Genomic DNA, 11820 nt, shown 5'->3' on the forward strand with positions numbered 1-11820 from the left:
TCAGTCGGTCACGCGTGAGGTGCTCCGCCGGGACGTGGGGGCGTGGACGGCGATCCAGTCGCGCAGGTCGTCCGGCGGCAGCGGCGGGCTGTGCACGAAGCCCTGGGTGATGGTGCAGCCGTACCGGCGCAGCGCGCGCAGGGTGACCTCGTCTTCCACCCCCTCGGCGACCAGGTCGGCGCCCAGGCTGCGGGCCAGCGCCACGGTGGAACGCACGATCGCCACCGATCGCGGGTCGTGGGCCAGCCGTGACACGAAAACCCTGTCGAGTTTGAGCTCGTCGACCGAGACGTCCTGCAGGCGGGCCAGTGAAGACCACCCGGTGCCGTAGTCGTCCAGCGAGATCCGAACGCCGAGGGCCTGTAACGCGGCGACGGTGTGACGGGAGCGCGCCGAGTCGACGAGGGCGCTTTCGGTGATCTCGACGATCAGGGAGTCGGCCGGCAGGCCATGGGTGCTCAGCAGCCCCTCGATCGTGCTGACCAGGTCCAGGTCGAGCAGGTTCGTCGTCGACAGGTTCACCGCGACGGGCAGCGCCATGCCCTGGTCGCGCCAGGACCGGGCCTGCCTGAGGGCAAGGTTGATGGTGCGGTTGGCGATCTGGCGCATCAGCCCGGCGCGTTCGGCGGCGCACAGGAATTCCTCCGGCAGCAGCAACCCGCGGTGGGGATGGCGCCAGCGCAACAGCGCCTCGACGCTGTGGACGCTGCCGTCGGTCGCAGTGATCTTGGGCTGGTAGTACACGGTCAGCTGCTGGTCATCCAGCAGCGCGACGCGCAATTCCTCGACGAGGTTGGGGTCGTTGTCGCGGTACATCTCGTACGCCGAGTCGTACACCGCGATCTTGCTGATGGCGGACTTCGCGTGGGGCAGCGCGGTCTCGGCGCGGTTCAACAGCTCCTGCGGGTGGTCGCAGTGGTCGGGGCACAGCGCGATGGCGATGCGGGCATCGACCTGCACGGTGATCGGATCGAGCGCGAACGGGTCGCTCAGGGCCTCGAGCAGCCGGCCCGCCTGGGCGCGCGCGGCGATCAGGTCCGACCCCTCGGCGAGCAGGATGGCGAACTCGTCGTCGTTCACCCGCGCCAGCAGATCGTCGTGACGGACGCAGTGCGCCAGGCGGTCTGCGACGTGGCACAACAGCTCGTCGCCGAACCGGGCGCCGACCGAGTCGCTGATCTCGTCGAACTCGTACAGGTGCAGCAACAACAGCGCCCGGCGTGAGGGCGCCCCGGGGACCGACAGCGGCCCCGCCGGCGCCGAGTCGGACAGCCCCGTCAAGGCGGTCGCCAGCGACCGCCGGTTGGGCAGGTTGGTCAATTCGTCGGTCATGGCCTGCTTGTGCCGTTCGGCCAGCAGGCTGACGTCGCGGAAGGTCGCCGAGAATCGCGCCGCGACCGCGATCAGGCTCAACGCGGCCAGAGCCGTTGCCAGCCTTGAGTTGTGCGCGACGACGGCGACCGCGAGCGCCGCGACGGTGCACACCACCGGCACGGTGTAGGAGGCCACTCCGCGTTTCGGGGCGGGCGTCGTCGAGGTCCACGGCGCCCAGCTCGCCATGGCCACCAGTAGCGACGCGGCGGGCCACAGGGCGTCGAGCGTGGTGCCCACCCGGTAGGTCCCTTCGGCCGTCTCGAAGAGATACGCCGTGTCGGCGACGGCAAAGGCGATGAACCCGGCGACCAGCAGGCCCCAGCGGAATCCCTTGCGCCAGCCCAGGATTGGCAGCATGCCGGCGGTCAGCGCCAGCAGCACCAGGTCGCCCCACGGGTAGATCAGCCCCAACAGCACGGTCGCCGGTGCGCGCACCGCGGCCGCATGGATCGGCCCCGCGCGCAGCGCCACGCCCACCGCGGCCGCGGCCAGCGCGCACACCAGCGCGTCGAGCCGGATCGGCAGCGGCACCGACCTCAGCCGTGACCGCATGAGCAGCAGCAGCCCGGCGTACAGGAAGGGGTAGAACGCCAAATATTCGGGATCTGCCGCCGACGGCGACTGGCCGTCGGGCACCCACGTGGCGTAGACGATGTCACCGACCGCCGACACCGCCATGCCGATCGCGATCAAGACCCAGGCGAGGCGGTCGGCCGTGACGCGGGAGGCCCGAACGACGATGAGCGCCGCGGCGGACAGGTTCAGCGCGGGATAGAGGAATTTGACGAAGAACGCGTTGCGCGCGGCACCCGGATCCACCACGCTCGTCAAGGCGAACACCGCCACGCCAATCCCCAATGCCGCCAAGGCAATCCGGATCGATGTAGGCGGCCACCGCATGCCGGGCGGGGTGTCGTGCGGTCGCTCCCGCGGTGAGGTCGCGGCTTCGGCGATCGGTGCCAGCGATCGTGCCAGTTTGGTCTGGGTGCCGAAGGCGCCCACCGCGGCCGCGTTGGCGACTCGGGCCACCCCCGCCGAAATCGGTTCCGCCGACGTCGTGGCTTCGGGGAACGCGTAGGGGAAGGGCAGGTCGGGCACAAAGCCTCGAATGCATTGTCCGCCTTCGCGTTTGGCGGCGTACATGGCCAAGTCGGCATGCTGCAGGAGCTGGTCGACGGTGCAATTGGACGCGGCGGCGGCCGCGGTGAAGCCGACGCTGGGCCTGACCTCGATGGGGACGCCGTCGATCACAATCGGTGTGCCGAACGCGTCGAGCACCCGGTCGGCGGCGGCCTGGGATTCTTCGACCGAAGCCTCGATGAGGACGGCGAATTCGTCGCCGCCGAGGCGCGCCACGATGCCGGTGTCGCCCAGCGCGGCCGTGAGCCGGCCGGCCACCCGCACGAGGAGCTCGTCGCCGGCCGGGTGACCCAACGCGTCGTTGACCGCTTTGAAGTTGTCGAGGTCCAGGCACAACACCGCGATGGGCCCACCGGCGCGGCGCTGCCGGGCGACGGCCTGTTCCAGGCGATGCAGGAAGTGCGCCCGGTTGGCCAGGCCGGTCAGGCTGTCGCGGAACGCTTCCCGGGCGACTTCGGTGAGCAGGCCCTGGTTTTCAACGAGCACGATGAACTGCCGGGCGAGCACCGCGGCGACAAGGATCCCCAGCGCGGCGAGCAGCGGCCCGTGCGCCATCAGGCCCACCGCGTGACCCAGGCCGACCGCGGCGGCCAGCATGAGCGGCAGGTAGGGCAGCCACAGCAGGGCGGGGGACATGATCTCGGTCCGCGGATTGTCGTTGCCGGTTTCGTGGACGCTGGTCAGCGCCGCCAGTGCGAGCAGCCCGAACCCGGCCACCCGCCCCAGGTCGGTCACATCGCCCAGGTGGTAGCTGCCCACCCCGGTCTGGAACACCATCGCGATGTCGGCGGCGGCGATGGTCGCGATGCCGCCGGCCAGCAGACCCCGGCTCGGCAGGTCGTTGGAGCGGACCCGCGACAGCATCAGGATGGCCGTCGTCAGGATCACGACGTCGGCGAAGACCTCGATGAGCGTGGCGAGCCGCGAGCCGCTGTCCTCGCGCAGCTGCTTGTCCAGGACAAACACCCACGAGATGACGAACAGCGAGGTCGCCACGATGAGGCCGTCCAGCACCAGCCGCCGGGGGCTGTGGCGGGACAGATGCGACAACAGCGCCAGCGACGCCATGGCGCCGAGCGGATACAAACTGAACACGACCTCGGCCACGGCGGGGTGGGTGGCGTGCTCGATCTCCGGGCGCGCCTCGTAACCCGACCAGAGGATCTCGCCCGCGCCCCAGCCCACCAGGCCGATCACGAGCGCCAGCCAGCCGAACCTGCGGCGCCCGGTCGAGAAGCTTGCCGCATAGCCGGCGCTGGCGCCCGCCACGAGCATGCACAGCGCGAACGCGGCCTCGTCGACCGGCCGCGTCCCGAACGCGCCGCGCCACCTGAACAGCGACGAGGCCACCACCAGCAGCGCCGCGACACCGTAAACGCCGACGAGGAGCCAACCCGCGCGGGCGGACAGGCCGAACCGCCGCCACGGATTTCCCGCCCGCCGTGTCATAGCCGCTCCAGCCGATCCCGCGCTTTGCGGTGAGCGTTCACCGCGCGTGTCAGGAGAATAGACCGCTGCGCCGCTATCCGGGCCTACCTGGCCATTTTCAACGCGGAGTCAGTGCGAAGATCGGGATGGGCCGCGCCGTCCGGCGTTGATAGCCGTCGTAGCGGTTGCCGTTGTTCTTGTTGACGATGTCCCACAGCCTCGCGTAGTCGGAGTCGTCGGGCCCGACCTGCCGGGCCGTCACCGCGATCCGCTTCGGCCCGGCGCTGATTTCGCAGTCGGGGCGCTTGCGCAGGTTGTGGTACCAGGCGGGGTTGTGGTCGTCGCCGCCTTTGGAGGCGACGACCAGGTACGAGTCGCCGTCCTTGGCGTATGTCAGCGTCGTGGTGCGCTGCCGGCCGGTCTTCGCGCCGGTCGTGTGCAGCAGCAGGCTGGGCGGCATTCCCGGTATGCGGTGGCCGATCCGGCCGTCGGTTTTGCGATAGATCGTGTCGTGCAGGCGCAGGAACGGCAGCAGCACGAACTGCTCCAGTGGGGTCAGGTTGCTCACGGGCTCAGTCTTGCTGACTCGCGTCGATGCGCGCCACGGCGTCCCGCAGGAGCTGCGCGGTGGCCTCCCGGTCCGGGTCGCGGCGCACCAGCATCCCCTTGGCCACCGAGAGCTTGTCCCCGTTGCGCCGCGGCAGCACGTGCAGGTGGATGTGAAAGACGGTCTGAAAGGCGGCGCGGCCGTCGTTGATGGCGATGTTGGTCGCGTCGGCCAGCTCCGTCGCGCGGGCGGCCCGGGCGATCCGCTGGCCGATGCCGACCATGCCGGCCAGCGTCTCGGGCGGGGTGTCCGTCAGATCGACGGTGTGCCGCTTGGGGATCACCAGCGTGTGGCCGCGGGTGAACGGGCGGATGTCGAGGATGGCGAGGTAGTCGTCGTCTTCGTGGATCTTCAGGGCAGGGGCCTCCCCGGCGACGACCGCACAGAACACACAGGGCATGTCGCCCACGGTACTGACTGCCGCGCGCCGCGGGATACGCTGCCGCAGTGGACGCCCGCGATGTGGCTTACGCCGGCGCGGCCGCGCAGGCGCGGATGCTGGCCGACGGCGAACTGACCGCGCCGGAGCTGCTCGAGATCTATCTGGAGCGGATCGCGCGCCTGGACAGCGAGCTGCGCTGCTACCGGGTGGTGTTGTCCGACAGCGCGCGTTACGCGGCGGCCGAGGCGCAGGACCGCCTGGACGCGGGGGAGCGGCTGCCGCTGCTCGGCGTGCCGGTCGCGATCAAGGACGACGTCGACGTCGCCGGCGAGGTCACCACCTACGGCAGTGGGGGGCACCGCCCAGCGGCGACCTCCGACGGGGAGGCGGTCCGCCGGCTGCGCGCGGCCGGCGCGGTGATCATCGGCAAGACCAACGTGCCCGAGCTGATGATGTTTCCCTACACCGAGTCGCTGACGTTCGGGGCCACCCGCAACCCGTGGAACCCCAAGCGCACGCCGGGCGGCAGCAGCGGCGGTAGCGCCGCGGCGGTGGCCGCCGGGCTGGCCCCGCTGGCGCTCGGCTCCGACGGCGGCGGCTCGATTCGCATCCCGGCGACCTGGTGCGGCGTGTTCGGCCTCAAGCCGCAACGCGATCGGGTGTCGCTGGAGCCGCACGACGACGCCTGGTACGGGCTGAGCGTCAACGGCCCGCTGGCCCGGTCGGTGGCAGACGCGGCGCTGTTCCTCGATGCGACGTCGACCGTGCCCGGGCCCGAGGGGGAGTTCGCGGCCGCCGCCGCCCGCCACCCCGGCCGGCTGCGAATCGCGTTGAGCACCAAGGGCCCGACGCCGCTGCCCGTCCGGGTGGGCAAGGCGCAGCTGGCGGCGGTGCAGGAGGCCGGGGCGCTGCTGCGCGACCTGGGCCACGAGGTCATCACCCGTGACCCCGACTATCCGCCGTCGGCCATCATCGCCAACTACCTGCCCCGCTACCTGCGCGGCATCAGCGACGACGCGGACTCGTTGGCCCACCCCGAGCGCCTCGAGGCGCGCACCCGCAACCTGGCGCGCGCCGGTGCCATGTTCTCCGACCGGCGGATGACCGCCCTGCGCGAGGCCGAGGGCGAGGCGATCACCCGGATCCAGTCGATCTTCGACGACGTCGACGTCGTCGTGACGCCGGGCAACGCGACGGGCCCGTCCCGCATCGGCGCCTACCAGCGTCGCGGCGCGGTGTGGACGCTGTTGGCGGTGGCCCAGCGGGTCCCGTACCAGCAGGTCTGGAACCTGACCGGGCAGCCCGCCGCGGCCGTGCCGTGGGACTTCGACGGCGACGGGCTGCCGCTCGGGGTGCAGCTGGTGGGCCGGCCCTACGACGAGGCGACGTTGCTGTCGCTGTCGGCGCAGATCGAGGCCGCCCGCCCGTGGGCCCACCGGCGACCGCCGGTGTCCTAGGGGTATCGCGCGCGCGTTGTACCTTGACGACGTGGGCGCCGACGACAACATCGACGATCTGCTCGAGGCGCTCGAGGGCGCCGCGCGGGCCGAGCGCGCGGAACTGGTGCGGTGGCTGCTGGATCAGGGCATCACCGCCGAGGAGATCCGCAGCACCAACCCGCCGCTGCTGCTGGCCACCCGCCACCTCATCGGGGACGACGGCACCTACGTCTCCACCCGGGAGATCAGCGAGACCTACGGCGTGGACCTGGCGCTGCTGCAGCGGCTGCAGCGCGCCATCGGCCTGGTCCGAGTCGACGACCCCGACGCGGTCGTGCACATGCGGGCCGACGGCGAGGCCGCCGCGTTCATCCAGCGGTTCGTCGAGCTGGGCCTGGATCCCGAGCAATTGGTGCTCGTGGTCCAGGTGCTCGCCGAAGGGCTTTCGCGCGCCGCCGAGGTGATGCGGTACACCGCCCTGTCGGCGATCATGCACGCGGGAGCCACGGAACTGGAAATCGCCCAGGCGTCAAAGGCTTTGGTCAGCAAGATCGCGCCCCAGCTCGGCCCGCTGATCCAGAACATGATGTTCATGCAGCTGCGCCACATGATGGAGACCGAAGCGGTCAACGCCGCGGAACGGGCCGCCGGCAAGCCGCTTCCGGGCGCGCGCCACATCACGGTCGCCTTCGCCGACCTGGTTGGCTTCACCCGGCTCGGCGAAGTGATGTCGGCCGAAGAGCTGGGGCACCTGGCCAACCGCCTGGCCCACTTGGCCCGGGACCTGACCGTCCCGCCGGTGCGGTTCATCAAGACGATCGGCGACGCGGTCATGTTGGTCTGTCCCGAGCCGCAGCCCATGCTCGACGTCACGCTGAAGCTGGTGGAGGCGGTCGACAGCGACAACGACTTCCCGCGGTTGCGGGCGGGAATGGCCGCCGGGATGGCGGTGAGCAGGGCCGGCGACTGGTTCGGCAGCCCGGTCAACGTGGCCAGCCGGGTGACCGCCGTGGCCCGCCCGGGCACCGTGCTGGCCGCCGACTCGGTCCTCGACGCCCTCGGCGACCACGGCGACTTCCAGGGGTCGTTCGCCGGCGCGCGCCGGCTCAAGGGCATCAAGAGCGAGGTCAAGCTATTTCGGATGCGCCGCGGGGATGGTTCTTCCGCATAGGCAGGCCCGGGCGACTCTAGGGGGCGTTTGACGCTTAGGTCGCACGCGGCTGGTTTCCTACCCCGTTTCCCAGCGCTTCGAATCGGTCGCTTCCGGGCCTGCTTCGCTACCAAAACTACAACTCTGAACAGCCCCGGACAAGGGTCGGCCCCGCGCCGGGGAACGGTTCGAGCTGTTCGCCTGCGGTGAACGGCATTCCATTACAGTTGTAACGGTGTAATCATGTAATCATGAAATCGCACCACACACACGGGCGGCGTTACGGCCGCCCCGGCGGCTGGCAGCAGGCCCAGCAGCCCGACGCCAGCGGCGCGGCGGAATGGTTCGCCGGTCGCCTCCCCGAGGTCTGGTTCGACGGCGACCCCACCGTCATCGTCGATCGCGAAGAGATCACCGTGATCGGCAAGCTGGCCGAACCCGAGGCCGCCGGAGACGAGAGCGAGGCCCGCGCGCAGGGCCGGGTCTCGCGATTCCGCGAGGAGACCCGTTCGGAGCGGATGCGCATTGCCGACGAGGCGCAGGATCGCTACGGGCGCAAGGTTTCCTGGGGCGTGGAAGTGGGCGGCGAGCGAATCCTGTTCACCCACATCGCCGTACCGGTGATGACGCGCCTCAAGCAACCCGAGCGCCAGGTGCTCGACACGTTGGTCGACGCCGGCGTCGCCCGGTCCCGCGCCGACGCGCTCGCGTGGACGGTCAAGCTGGTCGGCGAGCACACCGAGGAGTGGCTGGCCAAGCTGCGCGACGCGATGTCGGCGGTCGACGATCTGCGCGCCGAGGGGCCCGACCTCCAGTCATAGGCCAACGACGCTGTGCGCCTTGGCTATTCGTTGTCGACCTTGGCGAGGATCTTGTCGACGACCTGCGCGCCCTGATCGCTGATGTGGTAACCGCACGCGTTGACGTCGGCGACCACGTTGTTCGCAACCCCCATGGCGCGCTGGCACTCCCAGCCGTCGGCGCCCTCCTGGGTTTCCAGCATGGCGATCTTCGGTGGGCCGCCGCCCAGTTGAGCGAACGTCCACCGGAACGTCTTGGTCTTGTTCGTCACGGTCACCGTCTTGCCGGAGCAGTTCTTCCACTTGTCCGCCGACGCCTGCACGAACGCCTTGGCTTTCTCGGCGGACGGGAACGCGACGGCGGCCTGGTTGACCCAGTGGTCGTAGTCGTCGCCCGGTTCGGAGGACACCAGCCCACTGATCCCGGTGTAGCCGGTGCCCGCGTACACCGGGTCCTGGCTGGTGTAGAGCGATCCCAGGCAGTTCGGCAGCGAGAGCGTCACCGTCGAGGTGTCCGTCGACGTGATCGGCTTGCCGGGCGTCATCGCGGACGAACCCATGATGGTGTTGACGCCCGACGGATCCAGCAACAGGGCGCTGAGCCGTCCGGCGGGTATGGGATCCGGCGGAGGCGGCGCCGGCGCCGGCCGGGTCAGAAGCCAGATCCCCACGCCGCCGCCCGCCAGGACCACCAGGGCGACGACGGCTGCGACGATGGGCCACGCGTTGCGTTTGGGCTTGGGCACCGGCTGATTCCAGGAAGCCGGGCCGGTGAACTGTGGCGGCGGGCCCCCCCAATTACCGCTGCCGCCCTGGTAGGCCTGCGGTCCGGACGGCACCGGGCCGCTGTCGGGGGCCCACGGCCGCGGGGTCGGGGCTGCCTGCGGCATCGGACCCGAGCTGGGCGCCGTGGGGTAGGGCGGCGGTGAACCCTGCACCGGCGCGGGCGGTGGGGTGCTGGCCGGAGGTTGTGGCGGGCCCACGGCGCTGGCGGCCAGGGTGGGGCCGCCGCTGTCCGCGGTGTGCGCCTCGGCGGTGGCGGGCAGGGTGGCTTCCTGACTGCGCCGCACGATGTTGTTCGCGTGGTCCTGATCGGGGTCGCTGAGGGCCTCGTGGGCGGCCAGCGCCAGGTCGCCGGCGCTGGCGTAGCGGTCTTCGGGTTTCTTGGCCATGCCGCGCGCGATCACGGCGTCGAAGGCCCTGGGGACGCCCGGGCGCACGGCGCTGGGCTTCGGGATCGGATCCATCAGGTGTGCGGTGACCAGGGTGCTGGCGCTGTCGGCGCGGTAGGGCGGCGATCCGGTCAACGCCTCGTGCAGCACGCACGCCAGCGCGTAGATGTCGGCGCGGTAGGTGACCTCGTCGTTGGAAAACCGTTCGGGCGCCATGTATTTCCAGGTGCCGACGGCGGTGCCGAGCTGGGTCAGTTTCTCGTCGGTGGTCGCGCTGGCGATGCCGAAGTCCACCAGGTAGGCGAAGTCGTCGCGGGTGACCAGGATGTTGGGCGGCTTGACGTCGCGGTGCATCACGCCGGCGGCGTGGGCGGCGTCCAGCGCCGAGGCGATCTGGGTGACGATGGCCACCGCGCGCGGCGGGGTCAGCGGGCCGAACCGCTTGAGCACCGAATCCAGGTCCGTGCCCTCGATCAGGCGCATCTCCATGTACATCTGGCCGTCGATCTCGCCGTAGTCGTGAATGGGCACCACGTGGGGTTCCTGCAAACGGCCGGCGATGCGGGCCTCGCGCTTCATCCGCTCGCGAAACACCGGGTCCTTGCTGAACGTGTCCGACATCAGCTTGACCGCCACCGTCCACTCCTTGACGGTGTGCTCGGCCTCGTAGACCTCGCCCATCCCACCGCGGCCCAGCAGTCGTTTTAGGTGATAGGGCCCGAACATCGAACCCACCCGTGAGGCCTGCGCGTCGCTCATTCCTGACCCTCCAAACCAACCCCGGACCCGCCGACCATATCAACATCGGGCGGCCTCAAACGGCCAACCGCGAGCCCGGGCTCAGCAATCAAGACGGTGGGCGCGCGGCGGCGCCGCCGCGGGACAACCACCACATCGCTAGGCGCGGCGCCGCCACAGCAGGAGATAACGCCAGAACAGCAGCCGGCGGACGCGGGCGCCGGGCAGGGTCGCGCCCGCGATTTCGCGGGCCTGCCGGGTGGTCAGCGGCGGATCGACGACTGTCGGCATCGCCTCGTCAACCGGGTCCGGTCCATACCAGTCGCCGCGGCCCGCCCGCAGCGCGGCGAACACTGCGCCCAGCGCCGGATTGGCCGCCGCCGCAACGATTTCGGTGGGCGCCTCGCGGGGCAGGTCGACGCGCGGCAACACCACCGCGGCCAGCACGCCGCCGGGGCGCAACGCCGGCCCCAGCCGCCGCAGAGCGTCGTCGAGTGGGACATGGTGCAGCGCGGTGAGCGAGACGATCGCATCGTAATGGCCTGCGGCCCAGGGAGTGTCCATCACGTCGGCCAGGGTGCAGGTGACGTTGGCCGGTGCGCGCCGCCGGGCCACCTCGATCATCGCGGCCGACTTGTCGATCGCATCGACATGATCGGCGCGGGCGGCCAGTCGCGCCGCGAATGCCCCCGCCCCGCAACCGACGTCGAGCACCCGCCCGCACCGCGGCGACAGCTGCCGCAACAGCACTCGCTGGTAGTAGGCGTTGTGGTCCCATGCCAGCCAGCTCGCGCTCAAGAGTGGTTGGCCCACCACTTGTACAGCTGGTCGAGGTTCGGCCCCTGCGTGTTTCCCCCGACGACCGCGAACACCAGGGTTTGCTGGTTCGTCCACATCACCTTCGGCTCGTCGTTCTTGTAGGTCCCACAGGCGATCTGGCCGAGGATGGTGTTCGGGTCTTTGTTGTGCCACCAGGTGCCGGGCGAGGCCTTGTCGCCCGGGCACTTGACGAGCGTGTCGGCGCCGGTGAAGCGGGTGAACGCGTCCTGCACACCCTGCAGGTCCGAGAACAGCGCGTAGGCCGAGATGGTTGGGCCGCCCGGATCCGTGTTCTGCCCGCACGAGATGGAGACGATCGAGCCCACCATCGGCTGGGGGTCCGGATTGCACGTGCCGGGTGGGTAGCCGGTGGGCAGCAGGCTTTGCAGCCGGCTCACCGCGCCGGGCGGCGGGCCGGACGGCGATGGGGAGGTCGTGCGGGTGCTCGTTCTCTTGGTGGTCGTGGTCGTCGTGGTGGTGGTGGTGCTGGCCGCGGTGGGGGTTTCGCTGTCGTCGTTCCCGACGGCTATCGAGATGCCGATGACCGCGGCGACGAGGATCACGGCGGCGGCGATCGCCGCGACGAGGATCCAGGGGTTGCGGCGGCGCGGGGGTGCCGGCGGGCGCCCGGGGCCCCATGGCACAGGGCCGGCGAATTGCGGCGGCGGCCCGCCGAAGGGCGGCTGGTAGCCCGGCAGACTCGGTGGGGGCGGGGCCGCGCCGTGCCCGGGCTGCGGTATCCGCCCGGATCCCGACGGATTGGCGGGCGCG

The 11820-nt window shown here is 70.8% G+C and carries 8 protein-coding genes and 1 pseudogene; 3 read left to right on the top strand and 6 right to left on the bottom strand.

What is annotated here, in order from left to right; genetic code table 11:
* The 3 genes from A5673_RS14935 to A5673_RS14945 all read right to left on the bottom strand — a co-directional run bounded on the left by A5673_RS14935 (window position 1) and on the right by A5673_RS14945 (window position 4949).
* Complete coding sequence (locus A5673_RS14935) at window positions 1-3963, bottom strand: bifunctional diguanylate cyclase/phosphodiesterase (protein WP_068233532.1); 3963 nt, start codon at window positions 3961-3963, stop codon at window positions 1-3.
* 97 nt (window positions 3964-4060) lie between these two features.
* On the bottom strand, window positions 4061-4510 hold the full coding sequence (locus tag A5673_RS14940; protein ID WP_068233535.1) for a nitroreductase family deazaflavin-dependent oxidoreductase: 450 nt from the start codon (window positions 4508-4510) through the stop codon (window positions 4061-4063).
* Window positions 4511-4514: 4 nt separating this feature from the next.
* A complete protein-coding gene (locus tag A5673_RS14945) occupies window positions 4515-4949 on the bottom strand; it encodes an HIT family protein (protein ID WP_068233568.1) in 435 nt (144 codons plus the stop codon).
* Between the two features lie 47 nt (window positions 4950-4996).
* Between A5673_RS14945 and A5673_RS14950 the strand changes: the two genes are divergently transcribed.
* The 3 genes from A5673_RS14950 to A5673_RS14960 all read left to right on the top strand — a co-directional run bounded on the left by A5673_RS14950 (window position 4997) and on the right by A5673_RS14960 (window position 8341).
* A complete protein-coding gene (locus tag A5673_RS14950) occupies window positions 4997-6388 on the top strand; it encodes an amidase (protein WP_082958748.1) in 1392 nt (463 codons plus the stop codon).
* 16 nt (window positions 6389-6404) lie between these two features.
* Window positions 6405-7541, top strand: a complete 1137-nt coding sequence (locus tag A5673_RS14955) for an adenylate/guanylate cyclase domain-containing protein (RefSeq protein WP_068233537.1) — start codon at window positions 6405-6407, stop codon at window positions 7539-7541.
* A gap of 230 nt (window positions 7542-7771) precedes the next feature.
* A complete protein-coding gene (locus tag A5673_RS14960; RefSeq protein WP_068233540.1) occupies window positions 7772-8341 on the top strand; it encodes a hypothetical protein in 570 nt (189 codons plus the stop codon).
* Between the two features lie 23 nt (window positions 8342-8364).
* On the opposite strand, the gene A5673_RS14965 is transcribed toward A5673_RS14960, so the two are convergent.
* The 3 genes and pseudogenes from A5673_RS14965 to A5673_RS30045 form a co-directional block, all read right to left on the bottom strand.
* Window positions 8365-10251 carry a serine/threonine-protein kinase PknH/PknJ gene (locus A5673_RS14965; RefSeq protein WP_068233543.1) on the bottom strand — a complete coding sequence of 629 codons (1887 nt, stop codon included), beginning with the start codon at window positions 10249-10251 and terminating at the stop codon, window positions 8365-8367.
* A gap of 138 nt (window positions 10252-10389) precedes the next feature.
* A complete protein-coding gene (locus A5673_RS30040; protein ID WP_231971109.1) occupies window positions 10390-11046 on the bottom strand; it encodes a bifunctional 2-polyprenyl-6-hydroxyphenol methylase/3-demethylubiquinol 3-O-methyltransferase UbiG in 657 nt (218 codons plus the stop codon).
* A pseudogene (locus A5673_RS30045) lies at window positions 11025-11820 on the bottom strand (serine/threonine protein kinase); the annotation flags it as partial. The pseudogene A5673_RS30045 and the gene A5673_RS30040, both read right to left, overlap by 22 nt.

The sequence above is a fragment of the Mycobacterium sp. E3198 genome (assembly GCF_001667015.1).
In the GTDB taxonomy this organism is placed as follows: domain Bacteria; phylum Actinomycetota; class Actinomycetes; order Mycobacteriales; family Mycobacteriaceae; genus Mycobacterium.